The 17,640-nt window shown below is 40.7% G+C and carries 13 protein-coding genes and 2 pseudogenes; 8 read left to right on the plus strand and 7 right to left on the minus strand.

The features are described from left to right. The first annotated feature begins 227 nt into the window (after positions 1-227). Positions 228-734, plus strand: coding sequence for a DUF3189 family protein (locus ABHN01_RS15115; protein WP_429876231.1), 507 nt, complete (start codon positions 228-230; stop codon positions 732-734). A gap of 518 nt (positions 735-1,252) precedes the next feature. On the opposite strand, the gene ABHN01_RS15120 is transcribed toward ABHN01_RS15115, so the two are convergent. Next, positions 1,253-2,128 carry a LysR family transcriptional regulator gene (locus tag ABHN01_RS15120; RefSeq protein ID WP_429876232.1) on the minus strand — a complete coding sequence of 292 codons (876 nt, stop codon included), beginning with the start codon at positions 2,126-2,128 and terminating at the stop codon, positions 1,253-1,255. Positions 2,129-2,579: 451 nt separating this feature from the next. Here ABHN01_RS15120 and ABHN01_RS15125 point away from each other — a divergent pair, with 451 nt between their 5' ends. Next, positions 2,580-3,593 carry an acyltransferase gene (locus tag ABHN01_RS15125; protein WP_429876233.1) on the plus strand — a complete coding sequence of 338 codons (1,014 nt, stop codon included), beginning with the start codon at positions 2,580-2,582 and terminating at the stop codon, positions 3,591-3,593. 775 nt (positions 3,594-4,368) lie between these two features. Here ABHN01_RS15125 and ABHN01_RS15130 read toward each other — a convergent pair. The 6 genes and pseudogenes from ABHN01_RS15130 to ABHN01_RS15155 all read right to left on the minus strand — a co-directional run. Continuing rightward, entirely contained in the window at positions 4,369-4,575 is a 207-nt protein-coding gene (locus tag ABHN01_RS15130) for a (2Fe-2S) ferredoxin domain-containing protein (protein ID WP_429876234.1), read from the minus strand. 28 nt (positions 4,576-4,603) lie between these two features. Next, on the minus strand, positions 4,604-5,428 hold the full coding sequence (locus ABHN01_RS15135; protein WP_429876235.1) for a hypothetical protein: 825 nt from the start codon (positions 5,426-5,428) through the stop codon (positions 4,604-4,606). A 15-nt stretch (positions 5,429-5,443) separates the two neighbouring features. Beyond that, on the minus strand, positions 5,444-7,864 hold the full coding sequence (locus tag ABHN01_RS15140) for a heavy metal translocating P-type ATPase (RefSeq protein ID WP_429876236.1): 2,421 nt from the start codon (positions 7,862-7,864) through the stop codon (positions 5,444-5,446). Between the two features lie 77 nt (positions 7,865-7,941). Then, positions 7,942-8,148 carry a copper chaperone CopZ gene (gene copZ, locus ABHN01_RS15145; RefSeq protein ID WP_429876237.1) on the minus strand — a complete coding sequence of 69 codons (207 nt, stop codon included), beginning with the start codon at positions 8,146-8,148 and terminating at the stop codon, positions 7,942-7,944. A 19-nt stretch (positions 8,149-8,167) separates the two neighbouring features. Continuing rightward, a complete protein-coding gene (locus ABHN01_RS15150; protein ID WP_290399459.1) occupies positions 8,168-8,497 on the minus strand; it encodes a metal-sensitive transcriptional regulator in 330 nt (109 codons plus the stop codon). Between the two features lie 393 nt (positions 8,498-8,890). Then, positions 8,891-9,109: pseudogene (locus tag ABHN01_RS15155) on the minus strand (MFS transporter); the annotation flags it as partial. Positions 9,110-9,694: 585 nt separating this feature from the next. Here ABHN01_RS15155 and ABHN01_RS15160 point away from each other — a divergent pair. The 6 genes and pseudogenes from ABHN01_RS15160 (at position 9,695) to ABHN01_RS15185 (ending at position 17,615) form a co-directional block, all read left to right on the plus strand. Next, on the plus strand, positions 9,695-9,982 hold the full coding sequence (locus ABHN01_RS15160; RefSeq protein WP_429876238.1) for a hypothetical protein: 288 nt from the start codon (positions 9,695-9,697) through the stop codon (positions 9,980-9,982). A gap of 48 nt (positions 9,983-10,030) precedes the next feature. Next, entirely contained in the window at positions 10,031-11,938 is a 1,908-nt protein-coding gene (locus tag ABHN01_RS15165) for a putative thiazole-containing bacteriocin maturation protein (protein WP_429876239.1), read from the plus strand. Next, positions 11,935-13,875 (plus strand): TOMM precursor leader peptide-binding protein, encoded by a 1,941-nt coding sequence (locus tag ABHN01_RS15170; RefSeq protein WP_429876240.1) that lies wholly within the window; start codon positions 11,935-11,937, stop codon positions 13,873-13,875. The genes ABHN01_RS15165 and ABHN01_RS15170 overlap by 4 nt, the downstream gene beginning before the upstream one ends. Before the next feature lie 21 nt (positions 13,876-13,896). Next, a complete protein-coding gene (locus ABHN01_RS15175; RefSeq protein WP_429876241.1) occupies positions 13,897-15,462 on the plus strand; it encodes a SagB/ThcOx family dehydrogenase in 1,566 nt (521 codons plus the stop codon). Positions 15,463-16,000: 538 nt separating this feature from the next. Next, positions 16,001-16,339 (plus strand): hypothetical protein, encoded by a 339-nt coding sequence (locus tag ABHN01_RS15180; protein WP_429876242.1) that lies wholly within the window; start codon positions 16,001-16,003, stop codon positions 16,337-16,339. Between the two features lie 121 nt (positions 16,340-16,460). Continuing rightward, positions 16,461-17,615: pseudogene (locus ABHN01_RS15185) on the plus strand (tyrosine-type recombinase/integrase). The last annotated feature ends 25 nt before the right edge of the window (positions 17,616-17,640 follow it).

The raw sequence follows: 17,640 nt of genomic DNA on the forward strand, positions 1-17,640 counted from the left end.
AACTTTTGGGGTGCAGTATAGATTTGCAGTGCTTTTTTTATTGCTAATTAATATGCTATTGCTGTTACTTTTTGTACTCCAAAAAAGAATCCGTTACCTAGATGCCACCGATCTTTTTTGAAACGATTGTTGATAATATAACCCTTAAGCCAGGTACCTAGGTATGTATTCTTTAGGGTTAGATAAAAATAGAAAATATCAAATCCTAACAGATGTTGGAGAAAAATATGATTTATATTTATAATGATTATGGCGGAACACATACTACTTCTTTAGCTGCTGCATATCACTTGAAAGAATTACAAAGCAATAAGCCCCTTACAACCGAAGATATCTTAAGTGTCCGTTATTTTAATAAACTTAATACATCAGATATGGGTACAATTATATTTCATGGTTTGGATGAAGAAGGAGATTCAGTTTATACAATTGGTCGAGGAAATTCTAAAGTGTTAGTTCCGAGCCTAGAAAATTTAAGCTTATTGTTACAGGAAAAATTTAATCAAGATGAAAAGATAATCTTTTCAAATACATCCCCAACTGTACCCTTTGCCATGACAATTGGAGGTTTATTATCCAGAAGGCTAAAAATGGATTCACTAGGTGTTCCTTTACTTGTTAAAGGTGCTAAGCAGGTAAAGGGCGAAATTATTAGATTAGTTCAACATACAAAAGAAAAAGCTCGTTCTACCCACGAAAAGGTACTCGTGTTAGAAAACACCCATATTCAATAGTTTTTTTGGGTGCAAGGTTTAAAGTTTACGGCCTGCCTGTGGAATGCTTTCCAACGAATCTTTGCACTATGCCACATGACTGACCGGTGTGGAACTTGTGGCAATAAACGTAATAATCTGTTAAATATTCCGATTCCGAGCACATGTATCTCTCCTCAATAAGAAGCGGTTCCATCTTTGCAGTAGGCGCATCGCCGCTTGCACTGAACAAATTAAGAACAACATAAAAAACCCCTCCATACCAATGGTATCAAGGGGTTTCTTTATTTTAATAAATGGACATATATTGGTCGAGATTTTGGTCCATCATATTACCTTACATGCTGATAATCCGTACATGTTCAATTGACCTTAAACGTTCTAGGACCACCTTTAGTTTTCGGCGGCCAAAATTAATGGATCTCCATCAGTAAGTAGGACGTTACTAATTTCAGGTGTTCTTTCAGGATAATCCAATCTTCACTTACATCGGACATGGCATCTTTTATATCTCAGCGAAATAGGCCATATTGTGAGAATCATGTGAAATGTTCGTTTAACCATAAGGTCGATGCTGCTATAAATTTTTCGGCAGCTGGCGGAAGATTTTTGAAGGATATCGAACCGATGCCGATGGACGAAATTGCTCGATCATCTGAAAGGGGTATTTTCCTTACTCCATCAGGAAGATTATGTAAAGCAATGTCTGGCAGGATCGCTACACCAAGGGAGTTTTTTGCCATAGAGATAACAGCCTGTTCATCATCTAAACGAAAAGCAATTTCAGGAGAAAGTTTATTTGATTTCAACATATCATGGATGATTTTAAGGGTAGAATTTTGGAGAATCAGCTTCTCTTCATTCAGTGCATTTAGCTTTATAGAATTTTCGGCACCAAGATGGTGGGTTTCCGGCACAACACAGCAAAATGCTTCTCGCTTTAAATGGAGAACCTCCAATTCGGCAGCAGGCAGCATTAAAAAACCGAAATCAACAATCCCCTGAGAAATCCACAGGGAGATTTCCTCCTGTTTCCCCTCCACAATGTCTACTTTTATATGCGGATATAGATCCATGAATTTTTTCAATATTCCAGGAAGCCATACAGCAGAAATAGATGAAAATGTGCCGATCCTAACAGTCCCTATTTCTAGTCCTCTTATTTCCCCGGCCTCCTGAAGCATCTTTTCATTTAAATATAGAATTTCCCTAATATATAACAACATTCGCTCACCGTTTACAGTTAGCCTGATGCCTGCTTTATTACGGGTCAATAAGGAAAACCCCAGCTCTTTTTCCAAGCTGGAAATGGCATGACTTACACCTGATTGAGATATATTTAATGATTCACTTGCTTTTGTTAAGCTGCCAAGTTCTACTACTGTATGAAATATTTCATATTTGCCTATGGACAAATTCATCCCTCTTTATATTAATTTTACTCATAATATAACATAAAAAATGAATTTTATTCATCATATTCCGACAAAAAAAGAGACTGTTTGGCAGTCTCCCTCTTGAACTATAATCATATACTCTTCAGCACTCATAAAGTAATCCCGGTTAGTATCTTTAGCCACTGCTGTGATTCTTTTCCATTAGAGGGTCCGATTGTTGAATAGTATAAATCCAATCATTTCGACATAGAACTCTTCTCTGTACAGCTTTGAAAAAAATAAAAAGGAATGAAATTTTATATCATATCCCTTCTATAAAAATAGGAGGATTTTTGGCCGTCAAATTCCAATATTGAAATAACGTTGTATCAGGAAATTTTAAAAAGTCGGGAGGCTTTCAAGAGAAACAAAGACATAAGTTGCCACGAAAGGTATAGGACTAAACAAATTAATGAGAAAGGATTAAGCAATGAGGATTTTATATTTAGATGCATTAAGAGTGTTTGCAACTATAGCAGTTGTTGTTTTGCACACTGCAGCCCCGTTTTTATATGAAATGAACAATATCGGTGAGCATCAATGGATGGTAATGAATGTTTTTGATTCATTCACGAGATGGTGCGTGCCAATCTTTATCATTATTAGCGGGGCGTTGTTATTAAACGGAAAATCTGAGCCACTCAATACCTTTTTTAAAAAAAGGTCGTCCAAAGTGGTTATACCATTTATCGGCTGGAGCGTCTTTTATTATGTGTATCAGGTTTATCAAAATAAAGCGGAGTTATCCGGGACATCGTTTATTATAGCGTTTCTGGAGAACGACGTTTTTTATCATCTCTGGTTTCTTTATATGCTGCTCGGTCTTTATTTAATTGTCCCTATCCTGAAAATTTATGTACAAAACGCCAGCAATAAAAATCTTGCTTATTTTATTGCATTATGGTTTATTGGTGCAAGTGGTTATGCCGCTGTCAAAAAGTTTCTAGGGATATCCATAGGAATTGATATTCCAGTGGTTGTCGGTTACGTTGGTTATTTTGTACTTGGTTATTATTTAACCAAAGTAAATGTGAACAATCTATTCCGTAAATCGCTCTATATTATGGCGATTGTTGCGTTAATTGGGACCGTAGCCGGAACTTTCTATGTAACCCATCTTAGAAACGGCCAGTTTTTTGATTACTTTTATAGTTACCTTGCTCCCAATATTATCGTTTTGTCGATAGCACTCTTCATATTTTTTAAGCATAATTATTTAAAGATGGATCAGGCAATTCCTAGCCCCATCATTAAAGAAATCAGCAAAGCAAGTCTTGGCATTTACCTACTGCATCCTTTTATTCTTAAAATTTTACCGATTAATGCGATGTTTATACACCCTTTAGTTGGAATGTTGTTTACAAGCATGCTTGCCTTGGCTATTTCCTATTGCATTGTACGGATTTTGCAGTCCATTCCACATGTTAAAGCGCTGGTTCCATAAACGCGCGAGGCTTAAGACAAAGCTTCCAAAGTGATACTATTATAAGTACAGAATGGCTGTGCAGCGTATACAATGAAAGTGATTAATGGGAATCACTATAAAGGCTATCCTTTCGAAGAGGTAGCCTTTTCTACATTTGTAATGCCGAAACCACTCTAAGACAGTACAAAAAAGACGGTTTTTCGGTCCTTTGAGTATTTGAGTCCAAACCTGTCATAGGTATCCTAAATCATCCGACTTTGGTTTTATTCCAGTATTCTTCGGTACATCGTATAGCTGGTTATGATAGACACATCTTCTGTTTCATTCATACCCAAACCATCACTCATATCAGTGAATTTCTGACATCATGGTGACAAATTCGACAACTCCAATCATTTTGATCAGTTCCTTTGCAGCGGCCAAAGACAAAGGTAAAGGGTATTAAACTGAATCTTCTGTCCTCTTGTATAAATCGTGCCGTATTTAAAACCAATCATCTGGCATGGTATGGAAGTATTACCATCGGGTAAAATAGGGGCGATGGCAATTTTCGAGCCCTTCTCATAATATTGTAAGTCTGGATAAATGATCAACCATGAAATTTGGGTCATCAGGATTTGCCAACGGATTAAAGTTAAAAAACCGCCCATCTGCTGATGGAGCGGTTCATTTTACTTTTAATTATTTTCGTTCTTTTGTTGAACCTGAGGTGCAAATTCATCTCCATTAAAGGAATATGTGATAAATTCATCTAGTCTTTGATTTTGATGCGTGGTTTGTATAAGTTTTTCACCTAATTCGGTGTCATATTCTTATACCGGTCACCATCAGGATAAACAACTGCCGTTGGACCATCTTGGCATCGGCCATTACATAGTGTCAGTGTGGTATGAATTTCGTTTGTTAACCCCAGCCCTTTTGATTCACTTCTAATCGCTTTCGTGGTTTCTTCAGCCCCGTTGCATAATAATATATGTTTAGTCACGCCTGACAGTTCCATTTTAAATCACCTCTCCCAGGTGAATGTTTTACTTCACTTCAATAACAAAAGGATATACATTGACCTTGCCATTGAATTTAAATTCCGCCCAGATTTTATACACGCCTGGTTGATCAAATTGGGTCTCAAATTTTGTTTCCTTCTCTGAAACAGGATGTACATGAACGAATTTATCTCCTTTTTCATCTAAGATGACCACATGGCCAAGCGCCCCTAAATAAGGTTGAGGGGTGCCTTTATTAAACGAGAAGCTCAATGTGACGGGTTCTTTTGCTTTAAACGTGTCTGGTGTCATGGTGACCGTATGATCGCCTATTGTTTTCGTAAAGGTTGTTTCTGGTTTTAATGTTGCATCTTTATCATGGGCATGATTCGTTCCTACTTCTATCGGTAATGGCTTCACCATGTATTCTTTATTTTTCGGTTTAATGTCGATAAACGCTTTGTAATTACCGTCCGACAGTTTCTTCGCCACCTGGAATTGCCCTTTTCCTATTTTCTCTGGATGCAAATGGTAATACTGTTTTAAATCCTCACTAACGATAATCAAATGCATGTTTTTCTCATGGTTCACTTCTAGTTGGTCAACGGGTTCCCCGACCTTATCTTTTAACTCAATACGCATCTTTCCATATGCATGAACAATCATAGGGTCTACTTCACTTTCTGTTTGCATCCCATCGTTATGTTCTTCATGACTTCCATGTTCACCCGGTTCTTTTGAAGAATTGTGTTCGGTATGATTGTCTGTTGGATTACCAGCTAATGATGCGTAAACAGAATATCCTCCGATCACTAGTGCAAGGATGATAACAGCCGATAATGCCCAACGTATGACGATATTATTTAGCACTGCTGAAAGCCCCCTTTACAATTTCACTTTTTGTAATCTTAATGCGTTTAGTACAACCGAAACGGAGCTAAAGGCCATCGCTGCTCCCGCAAGCCATGGTGCTAAAAATCCAACAGCTGCAACAGGTATACCCAACACGTTGTAGCCAAACGCCCAGAACAGATTTTGTTTGATGTTTCGAATCGTTTTCTTACTCATATAAATGGCATCCGCAATACTGTTCAGATCGCCCTTTATCAACGTGACATCGGCAGCTTCCATCGCCACATCGGTCCCGGTTCCGATGGCCATTCCGATATCTGCAAGGGCAAGAGCCGGCGCATCATTAATGCCGTCTCCTACCATAGCCACCGTTTTGCCTTGTTGCTGCAGCTTTTTCACTTCTTCCGCTTTTCCTTCTGGTAAAACTTCAGCAATGACATGGTGTATTCCCACCTCTTGTGCAATAGCGTTCGCTGTCTGTTGATTGTCACCAGTAATCATGATGACCTTGAGACCCATACTCTTCAAACGAGAAACAGCTCGCTGAGAAGTATCTTTGATGGTATCAGCTACAGCGATAATCCCCGCATAGTTGTTTTCAATTGCAATCAACAACGCCGTTTTTCCATTCCGCTCGAGTTCTTCCATGGCCGTATCTACGTCGTGAATGGTGATGTTGTTTTCTTTCATCAATCTACGTGTACCGATGAATATCTTTTTATCGTCAACAACAGCTTGAATGCCATATCCTGGGATCGCATCGAATTCACTGGATGAAGGCAGTTGTATTCCTTTCTCCTGAATTCCTTGTAAGATGGCTTGAGCCAGAGGATGTTCTGAATTTTTCTCTGCAGCACCCACTAATTTTAGGACTTCTTCTTCTGTAAACGGCTGCATTAGGATAACATCGGTTAATTCTGGTGTCCCATTGGTCACGGTTCCTGTTTTATCTAATATGATCGTATCAATCCTGGAAGTTGTTTCTAAATGTTCTCCTCCCTTAAACAATATCCCATATTCGGCCGAACGACCTGATCCGGCCATTATGGATGTTGGCGTAGCTAAACCCAAGGCACAAGGACAAGCAATAACGAGTACGGCTATAAGTTTTTCAAGAGCTGCAGCAAAATCCCCTGGGATTACCCATAGGTACCAAATCAAGAAAGTTAAAACAGCAATTCCCACCACGATGGGTACGAAAACCCCTGAGATCTTATCGGCTAAGCGTTGGATCGGCGCTTTTGACCCCTGAGCCTCTTCTACCACTTTGATAATTTGGGCCAATGCTGTATCGCGGCCCACTTTGGTAGCTTTGATTTTTAAGAAACCGTTCTTATTGATAGTGGCCCCAATCACGGAATCTCCCACCGTTTTATCGATCGGTACACTTTCACCTGTGAGCATTGATTCATCCAAAGCTGAACGTCCCTCAATAATTTCACCATCCACAGGAACTTTTTCGCCGGGTTTGATATAAACCACATCACCCACTTCTACTTCTTCAATGGGAATTTCTTTTTCTTCCCCGTTTCGAACTACAATCGCTGTTTTAGCCTGTAAACCCATTAACTTTTTGATGGCTTCAGACGATCGTCCTTTTGCTTTTGCTTCAAAGAGCTTTCCGAGTAAAATTAGCGTGATTAACACAGCAGAAGTTTCAAAATAGAGCTCAACCATTCCTCCATTGGAACCAATCGATAGAACGGAGAGATACAGACTATAAAAATAGGCGGCTGAAGTGCCTAATGCTACAAGCACATCCATATTGGCACTTTTATTCCTTAACGCTTTATACGCTCCAATATAAAATTGTTTACCGACAACAAATTGTACAGGAGTTGCCAGTGCCAGCTGGACCCATGGATTCATAAACATCTCAGGCATATAGAAAAAGGATGTAAATTCAAAGTGAGAGACCATCGCCCAAAGTAAAGGGATCGATAATATAAGAGAGAATATAAACTTCCCTTTTTGTTTTTCAATCTCTAGTGCACGATGATCCCCTTGCTCCTGATCATTTTCCTTTTTAAGGCTCGCATCGTAACCTAAATTTTGAACCTTTTTCACCATGTCAGCAATCCACACTTCACCTGGATTGTATTCAACGGTTGCGGTTTCCAAAGCTAAATTCACATTCGCTTTGTTTACACCGGGAAGCTTATTTAATCCTTTCTCGATTCGGGTGGCGCATGCTGCGCACGTCATTCCAGAGATATTAAATTCTGTTTTCTCTGAGACCGTCCCGTAACCTAAATCCTCTATCTTTTTTTGCAAGTCGGATACTGTAATAACCGTTGGATCATAAGAGACGGTCGATTTTTCTAGTGCAAGATTCACATTAGCTTGGTTAACACCCTCTAGTTTATTCAACCCTTTTTCAATACGAATCGCACAAGCAGCACAGGTCATACCCGTGATTTGCAAGTTGGTTTCTTTTGATTTTGCAGATTCCATTCCTTTACCTCCTATATACCTATATAGGGTATATTTAGATTCAAAAGATAGCGTGCTAAACAGCACGCAAGTTTATCTTAGGCCACATCGTATCCTTGGTCATCGATTGTTTCTTTAATTTTTTCTAAGGAAACTTTATTTGAATCGAACGTAACATCTACTTTTCCTTCGCTTAAGTTAACCTTTACTTCGGTTACACCAGCTAGTTTACACACGTTTCCTTCAATAGCATTCACACAATGATTGCAAGACATCCCTTTAACCATTAACGTTTTCTTTTCCATTTTATTTACCTCACTTTTCTTATTTCATTAATTTTTTAACCGTGACAAGAAACTCATCCAGCACTGCATCATCGCCTTCTTGAATTCGCTCTAACACACAACTTTTCAGATGACCTTCTAGCAATATTTTTCCGACACTATTTAACGCAGATTGTATAGCAGATAATTGAGTAAGTACGTCATCACAATAGGTGTCACGCTCAATTAACCCTTTTACGCCGCGAATCTGTCCTTCAATACGATTTAAGCGTGTAGTTAAATTATTTTTTACTTTATCAGAATGATGACTTTTACGTTCTTCATGGGCACAACAGCTTTCTTCTAGTTCTTCTGAAGTGTTAAGTTCCATGGGGTGTCACCTCCTTTTTTACATAATACTATACCCCCCTACCCTATGTAAAGCCCAGCAGTTTCACTCAAAGTAACATTGGCACGCAAAGTAAAATAAAATTAACAAATATGAAAACAAAAACCCCTTAACACCAATGGTGTCAAGGGGTTTTTTAGTCTTAATACATGGACATATATTGTTCGCGTTCCCAAGTGTGAACTTGTGTGCGGAACATATACTACGTGTTTTTTTAAGCCCAAATAAGTGCTAGAACCCTTTAAAATCAATACTTTTAATAAATATGTGTGTATTAAAATATATCAATGTTGATAATTTCGTGGTTAAAATGTGGGTGGTTTGGTAGTGGAATTGTATTTCAAATTACACATCATACTTATTCAACAAACCAGCATATCGGTCAGATAATAGACCAACCGGAATTTGTAACCCTGCATAAGCCAAAAATTGAATACCGCTCATAAGGCCTATAGTAGAAGCGGAAACACGAAAATCTTTCATTAACTGATCGGTAATGAGTCCTGGCGCCGTTCTTTGACTCACAATCAAAAAGTAAGCAAATAAAACGGTACCAAATACCACCCATCGATAGCCGCTTTCCTGTTTGTTCATCTTGATGTATCATCTCCCCTTTAAAATTATCTTAAATATAGCAGCATGGAAAGATTGTGTCCTGTAGGTACTTCCATATTTTCTCATGATGTCCTGTTCCCGTACGATAAAGAGGAGAAAATCCGAAACCTTCAATTAACAAAAGCCCGATCCATTTTTTCGCAATGTGCGGGCAATTCTCACAAAAACACCCCTAGTTCCTCATTAAAAGGAAGCGCCCTGGCACTTCGTCGATTCCGTTTCGGTGTTAATTTGTTCAATTTGTTGGTGTATGATAACTAGGCATATGGACAGTAACTTGGGACAACCACGTCCCATATTTTATTTTGAGAGTACTTTTCCAGAAAAAACGTTTGTGTTCTGGCGATTTCTCAGCTCGTTAAACCCGTAAAATAAAGTAGGAGGTTTTTTTATTGAATGAAGAATTCAAGTGGGATCTTCAGGGGCTGCACACTGATGGTGTAAATGTCAGCAATGTTACCCCGAATTATCCCCAGGACCAAGAGATGAGTGATCCCGCTCGTCTATGTGTTGGCCTTGGCATTGGTTTCTGTGTTGGTGTATGCGGTGGCTTTGGTGTATGCGGTGGTTTTGGTGTATGCGGTGGCTTTGGTGTATGCGGTGGCTTTGGCGGTTGCTTTGGCCGTTGCGGTGGCTGTGGCGGATGTGGCGGATGCTTTGGCCGTTGCGGTGGCTGTGGCGGCTGTGGCCGTTGTGGCGGATGCGGTGGTTGCGGAGGTCGTTGCGGAGGTCATCGCGACGATCGTTGAGCTCCGACTCACATTAACAGGAATTCAAAATGGTTTGCCCTGCATATCCCTCTGTAGGGCTTTTTTTGTTTGTTTAGACATAAAGGACACAAGGCATCCATAGTGTTAAATAATGTAAAAGATGTGGAGCTTTCTGAAGAGGAGGGCGATCATGCAAATATTAAATCCTTCTATGTGTTTAAAAGTGAACAGAGACACGTTTGTTTTTCCGGATTCAGCCGAAGGTGTATATCTCCGGAATAACGAAAAATCTTTAAGAATGGAAGGCAGCACCATTGACCGATGGCTGGAAAAATTAATTCCTATTTTCGACGGAACCCATACTCTTGAATCTGTAACAAACGGTTTACCAGATGCTTATAAAGAACAAGTGTATAAGATCGCACAAGTTCTGTACGAAAACGGTTTTGTCCGTGATGTAAGCCAGGATGTCCCCCATCAGCTTCCTGATCGCATTCTTATAAAATACACCTCCCAAATTGAATATTTAAATTCTATTCGAGATTCCGGCGCATACCGATTTCAAGTTTACCGCCAGGCAAGAGTTGCGGTGATCGGTTCTGATTCGCTTCTCCTCTCTCTCGTTCGAGCATTGATTCAGTCAGGGCTTCCTTCTTTCAGCATCCTGCTAACTGATTCCCGCCAGGATGCTCAGCACCGGTTAAATGACATGATCGTTGAAGCACGCAAATCAGAGCCTGAAACGAAAATCACGATCTTACGTCCCGAGAAACATTCATGGAGAGAAACTCTAGAGCCGTTTGATTCCATACTATATGGATTCAAGGACAGTGATTTAGCTCAACTTCGTACCATTCTAACCATCTGCAAGGAACAAAAGAAGAAAGCTCTTCCCGTTACTTTTTTAAAAGACTTAGCCTTTACGGGCCCGCTCGTTTCTCCTGAATCCGATTCGTGCTGGGAGTCTGCCTTCCGCCGATTGCACCAGCGGCCGAATGAAAAAAGCAATGGTTCCCGCACCTTCTCACAAACAGCGGGTGCGCTATTAGCCAATGTGGCGGTTTTTGAGCTTTTTAAAGAAATCACGGGGGTACATGAGGATAAAAAAGAAAGACCATTTTACTTGCTTAACCTGGAAACGCTCGAAGGAAGCTGGCATACCTTTATCCCCCACCCACTGGTTACTGGGCGTGTTTATGCAGAACCCATTAAGGACCCTGTTAAATTCCTTGAAACATGCAATCATCAACAAATGGATTTACATTCATTGTTTTACCGGATTACTTCAAAAGAATGTGGTGTTTTTCATCTTTGGGAGGAAGCAGATTTACTCCAGCTGCCGTTATCCCAATGCAAAGTCCAAGTTGCTGATCCGCGTTCAGAAGGCCCTGCCAAGCTCTATCCTGAGACCGTCTGTTCAGGACTCACGCATGAAGAAGCTCGCCTGGAGGCAGGTCTTTTTGGAATTGAAACGTATGTCAGAAGTTTTGGGAAAGAGTGTTTCAGTGAGCATTCTTCACCAAGTGGTATAGGAACAGGCAAAACCCCTGCGGAAGGGTTATGCAGAGCATTGCAAAACGCACTTCATGAAGAATTTGTGAAGCAAGCAGATCACGGTGCCACTAAAGCCACATTAGATGTAAGTCTTGTAAATGATCATCGCTGCCGATTTTTTCTGCAGGCTTTGAGAACCAGAAAGTCTGAACCAGAACTTTTTTGGGGCCATGATGTGCTGGGATTCCCTGTCGTTTGGGTTGAATCAAACGGCAAATGGTATGGAAGCGTTGGATTAAATATGAAGATGGCTTTAAGCAGAGCATTACAAACGGCTGTGATGGATTTTCAAAATCAAGAAACCTTACATTATCCCTATGGGGTTGTGGTTTCCTCCATTACATCGCAAAAGGATGCTCAAAAGAAGGTTCCGGTTCCTTCTTTTGAAGAGAAGCCGTTGGATGAAACCTTCCATTCCGCAATACATCGATTAAGGCAGAGAAAAAAACAAGTTCACATCTTTGAACTTCATCTGGAATCCGTTTTTAAAGAGAACACGGCTGGCATTTATGGGATTGCGCTAAGCGGGGAGGAACTTCCATGAGCCACTCCATCATCATCATCGGAAACGGAAGGTTAGCTGATACGGTAAGCGAACAATTGAGCGGGCTCTATCCCATTACACGCTTGGCCTCTGTAAAAGAAGCCGTTCCGAATCAAGGAAATCTGGCATTAGTGCTCCACGATTCCTGGGTTCCGTCTGAACACAGAGAAGCCGATGAGGTCTTTAAGTCCAGTGGCATCCCATGGCTTCGGGGATTCGTATCTTTTGGTGAAGCCAACATTGGACCGCTTGTTCTTCCTGACAAACAAGGGTGTTCTCAGTGCGCGGATAGGCGCCGTTTTATGGCGGGCTCTGACCGGAGAGAACAATTCCAAATGAAAGAATACAAAATGGATCAACCCGGTATCGAGCAAGATCCTTGGGCTTCAGCTCTGGGGTTATTGCAAACTTCCTATCTCATTCAAGAAGAGCTTCATCGAATTTTAAAAGGAGAAAAAGCCCGCACGTATGAGCATGTATTTCTTCTACAGTTAAATACGCTCCGGCTATCTTATCATTTCTTTTTGCCTGACCCCTATTGCCCTGTGTGTGGCGATCTTCCAGAGGATACAGCAGATCCCACAGAGATCATATTGAAACCATGCCCAAAAACCTCTATCCATAGCTACCGCTGCCGCTCTCTGGAAGATCTCGAGAAGGTTCTGGGCAAGGATTACTTGGATAGCAGAACGGGTCTTCTTAATCATAAAAGATATGACCTCATCTCCCCTTTTGCCGATACGATTGTCAATCTTCCTTTATTATCAGGCAATGAGTTAACGGGTGGGCGCACCCATTCTTATGCTCATAGTGAACAATCAGCCATTTTGGAAGGACTGGAGAGATACTGCGGCTATGCCCCAAGGGGTAAACGGACAATGGTTTATGAGCCGTATTCCAGGGTGGAAAAGCATGCGCTTAACCCTCGATCCATAGGACTCCATACAAAGGAACAATATGACATGCCCGAATTTCCTTTCAGGCCATTGGACCCCGACCGGCCCATTCATTGGGTTTGGGGATATTCGTTATCACAGAACCGGCCCATCCTGGTTCCGGAGACGTTTGCCTATTACAGCCTGGGTGGCGGAGAAGGCTTTGTTTATGAAACCTCTAACGGCTGTGCACTCGGCGGTAGCATGGAGGAAGCGATTCTTTACGGTATTTTCGAAATTGTTGAACGGGATTCATTTTTAATGACCTGGTACGGCCAGCTCCCTATTCCTCGTCTTGAACTATCATCCATTGACGACCGGGAGCTTCAACTCATGATCCAGCGCCTGCACGCAGTGACCGGATATGAGGTTCATTTATTTAATTCGACGACCGAGAACGTCATTCCGAGCATTTGGGCTCTCGCCAAAAATACGAAGCAGACGGGCATGAATCTCTTATGTGCAGCTGGAGCCCACATTGATCCATTAAGAGCGGTAAAAGGAGCTGTTCAAGAGCTATCAGGGATGCTTCTCACCATGGACGATAAGCTGGAAAAAGACCGGGAGAAATACCTGCAGATGTATCATGATTCGTTTCTCGTTCATCAGATGGAAGACCATTCGATGCTATACGGGTTAAAAGAAGCTGAAGAACGCTTATCCTTTCTGCTTGATGAGCGCCCGAAAAGGAGCCTTCAACAGGAATTCCGTCCCATTCGCAAATCAGCTGATCTATTGGATGATGTAACGGGAATCCTGGAAGTTTTTCGGCAGCTTCAGCTGGAGGTCATTGTTGTGGACCAAACCAGTCCTGAACTGAAACGAAACGGGCTGCATTGTGTAAAAGTAGTGATACCCGGGATGCTGCCCATGACATTCGGACATCACCTTACCCGGCTGCAAGGGTTGGACCGGGTATTGAACGTACCAGCGAAACTCGGATATGTGAGAAAGCCGTTGACATATGGAAAGCTTAACCCGCATCCCCATCCATTTCCATAACAGTGCCAAAGGGGGAAAAGAATGAACCTCGAAGAATTTTTGCATAAGCTGCATTATGAATCTGACAAAGTAAAACCCCGGGACTGGGTGGTGGACTGGGACGACGCCCCCCTTCCCTATAAGCTTTACAGGGGTTTGCCTGTAGTGGAATTAAACGCAGATCTTCCGCTCCATCTCGAACAAAAGAAAAGAAATCCAAAACCGAATCTCCAGGAAATTGGTCACATTCTTAAATATACCTTCGGGCTTACACAAGTAAGCCAAACCATGTTTTTTACTGATCAAACAGAAGAATGGACAGCATGCCGGCGCTTTGTCCCATCCGGCGGTGCACTGTATCCGAACGAACTTTATATCTATTTAAAAATGGAGGAGATCCCTGAAGGCATTTATCACTATGACGCCGCACACCATCGTTTAGTTTGTTTAAGAGAAGGGAATTTTGACAGCTACTTGAACAGAGCTCTGGGCAATCGCTGTGACGTGTCCTCCACTTTTGGCACCGTATTGATCTCAACGTTTTTTTGGAAGAATTTTTTTAAATACCATAACTTCTCTTACCGTCTGCAAGGGCTGGATACCGGCTTTGTGATCGGTCAGCTGCTGGAAACAGGAAGACGCATCGGTTTTGAGACGGGGGTGTATTACCATTTTCTTGACCGCGCCCTTCATCACCTTTTAGGAATATCCGAGCAAGAAGAAAATGTGTATGCGGTGATTCCTCTTTCCGTAAATCCAGCCATGAACTGGTTTACGAGTGATGAAACAGAGGAATCCTCCACTGCTGCTTCGTTATGCCGTGAACTGGAACCACTTGAGCATCAACATTACGTCCGTTCTAGGAAAATCAGCGAATATCCCATGCTGATGAAGATGAATGAAGCATGCAGGTTGGACTCGGTCCCAACTCATAAGGAAATGGAAAAAGAAAAGAAAGAAGAGTTGGCACCCTCGTTCCACCTGCTGCCTCGTGTGGACCGGTTATCGTATGATTTCTCTTCCGCCTGCCGAAATCGATATTCGCCTGGAATGGACTTTGTTCAGAAACCCATAAACCAACAAACCTTATCAGCCCTTCTATTCGAAGCCTTCTCCACTTTTTCTTACCGAAATGATCTTGATCATAATTTTCATCATTCACCTTACCGTATCTCACTCTATTGCTGTATGTATAATATCGAAGGTTTACCAAACGGCTCTTATTTTTATGATGAATCCAATCATGCGTTACAGCCTATTCAAGATGGTGATTTCCGATGCCGGCTGCAAGACGGACTGCTTGCTGATACTGTAAACATGTCTCAAGTTCCACTTTCCTTCACGATCTCTGGCCATAAGGATCATTACCAAAGCGCTTATGGATACAGGGGACATCGTATTCAGCACATGGAAGCTGGAATTCTGTCCCAGCATCTGCTTCTGGCCGCTTCGGCATTAAATATGGGCGGGCACCCCCTTCTCGGATTTGATGTCCAATCCTATGATGGCCTCTATAAACTGAGTGAAAAGGGAAAAACCAGCCTGCTCCAAATCCCTTTGGGCTGCTTCCGGCCCCATCCAAGATTACAGGGAAGCCTGCATGGCTGATGCGGCCCCCTATGATAGATTAACTCCTTTAACAGAAAACTAGTAAATTCCAATATTACAAAAAGAAAGACCCTGTAAAGCCCGAATGGTTCTGTTCGCTTTACAGGGTTTACTATTTATTAAACAATCGTTGATTAAACTCTTCTACTTCCTTCCGCTCGGAGAAAAAGTCGGCGAATACAACCGATTGACCATGCAGTTCAGGCCGGGAAAAAAAGGCGAGGAATCATCCACTAATCCAGTCTTTGGATGGAGGAAACGAGCGTTCATCTCACCAAATCCTCCAAAAAAGTGATTGGCCTTACAGCCCTTCACTCTTTTTTTGCATGTTTTCTTTTTGCCAGTTTCAATTTCTCAAGGGCATTTTTACCTAACAAATCTTGTATTTGATTTTAATAGACAAGCATACAAACTAAAACTATGAATCTTGAATCTTATATAGAAATTTCTTTTAAACTATAAAACATAGAAACAAAAAGCAAGAATCCTGAATATAGAAATTTCATTTAAATTACTCTTGAAGGGAGAGTTGGGTAATTTGTCAAGCAGCCATAAAAAATCAGATTGTCAATGTGACTGTGTGGAAGAACTGGCAGAACAACTAGAAAAAAGAAGAGGAGACTTCGTTGTTGTTTTTGAAAGAAATGGCGATATAGCTCGCGGCACTATAAAAGATGTAAAGAGCGATTCGGTTCTTATCCTTAAGAATGCAGATAAGATGAGTTGTTGTTTTGGGGCAGGTTATATATCATTTACAGAATTAGTAATAAGTATTTGTGAAATAACAGAGTTTGGTGTTATGCAGGGTGATGCTCCTTGTTCTTCCCCTGTTGCTCCAGGTGATGATATATTTAAATCGTTAAGCGGAAACAAATAAGAAAACATATTTTCTTTTTATTTCCTACTAAGTCCACCTATCACCAGCTTTATTTGCTGATAGTTAAACTTATCCAAAGACCCATGCTTTTTGTCAGCATGGGTCTACTAAATAGTATTTTATATTCAAGTATTCACTCAAATTGAAATCAAAAGGTGGCTTCAGAACAAAACCTGAGGCAAAATTAGCTGCTGCAAAGGAAGAATTGAAACTTGCGGAGGGATTCGAACAAGCTCCTACTGCTCTAAAAACATTCCTGGAGGAATGGTTAACTGAATACAAAAAGGGAGAAGTGAGAAAAAACACTTATATACTCCATGAACGTAACATTGCAAAACACATACTTCCCTATTTTAATAACATCCGTCTTTCTATTTAAAACCGATTATGTATCAAAAATTTTTAAATCATTTGACAGCTCAGGGTTACAGTAAACGTACCGTTGAAATAATCCACACGACTATGAATAATGCCCTTGAAAAGGCTGTAACATTAGGAAAGCTTAAAAAAAATCCTTGCGTAGGTGTAACGATTAAAGGTAAGAAAAAAGAAGCCTCTTTGCGTTTTATTGAGTCGCAAAACATCTCTCGTTTTCTGCATGAAGCTTATAAATATGACTATATCTATTGGCTATTTTTTAAGTTCTTATTGAAACTGGAATGCGAAAAGGGGAAGCCGCTGCTATGAAGTGGTCGGATGTTTACTTAAAAGAAGGATTAATTTCCATCAATAAAACACTTGATTTTAAAGCGGAAAACCCTTCAGAATTATTTGGGGATCCTAAGACTTATAGTTCAAAACGAACCATCACATCAGTAATAGCTTAGTAAATGACTTTTACTTTCACATGAAGTATCAAAATCAAAATAAACTTGCCCTGAATGAAGTGTACCATCATGATCTTAATTTAGTATTATGTAGGAACGATGGGGATATTATGCCAAAATCAACTTTATTCAATGCCTTTGAACGTATTTTGCAACATGCTGATCTTCCCAAAGTACCAATCCATTCATTACGTCATACACATGCTGTTTTGCTTTTGGAAGCAGGAGCTGATATGAAGTATATTCAGGAGCGTTTAGGTCATGGCAGCATTCAAATTACATCAGATGTTTATGCCCATATCTCCAAAAAGATAGAAACAGATACTATGGGTAAATATGAAGAGTATATGAAAAATGTCTTAAAGTTAAAAATTTTTTGGTCCAATTTTGGTCCTGCATCAATTGAAAATGAAATTAACCTATATGACCAAAAAACAAAAAACCCTTAACACCAACGGTGTCAAGGGTTTTTTA

The organism is Fictibacillus sp. NRS-1165 (genome assembly GCF_050468105.1).
Classification (GTDB): Bacteria; Bacillota; Bacilli; order Bacillales; family Fictibacillaceae; genus Fictibacillus_C; species Fictibacillus_C terrinigri.

Coding starts and splice junctions, on each gene's coding strand:
- ABHN01_RS15130 (WP_429876234.1), bottom strand. CDS start 4,575: ATGGAACTGTCAGGCGTGACTAAACATATATTATTATGCAACGGGGCT.
- ABHN01_RS15170 (WP_429876240.1), top strand. CDS start 11,935: ATGAGCCACTCCATCATCATCATCGGAAACGGAAGGTTAGCTGATACG.
- ABHN01_RS15165 (WP_429876239.1), top strand. CDS start 10,031: ATGCAAATATTAAATCCTTCTATGTGTTTAAAAGTGAACAGAGACACG.
- ABHN01_RS15115 (WP_429876231.1), top strand. CDS start 228: ATGATTTATATTTATAATGATTATGGCGGAACACATACTACTTCTTTA.
- ABHN01_RS15125 (WP_429876233.1), top strand. CDS start 2,580: ATGAGGATTTTATATTTAGATGCATTAAGAGTGTTTGCAACTATAGCA.
- ABHN01_RS15150 (WP_290399459.1), bottom strand. CDS start 8,497: ATGGAACTTAACACTTCAGAAGAACTAGAAGAAAGCTGTTGTGCCCAT.
- ABHN01_RS15175 (WP_429876241.1), top strand. CDS start 13,897: ATGAACCTCGAAGAATTTTTGCATAAGCTGCATTATGAATCTGACAAA.
- ABHN01_RS15140 (WP_429876236.1), bottom strand. CDS start 7,864: ATGGAATCTGCAAAATCAAAAGAAACCAACTTGCAAATCACGGGTATG.
- copZ (WP_429876237.1), bottom strand. CDS start 8,148: ATGGAAAAGAAAACGTTAATGGTTAAAGGGATGTCTTGCAATCATTGT.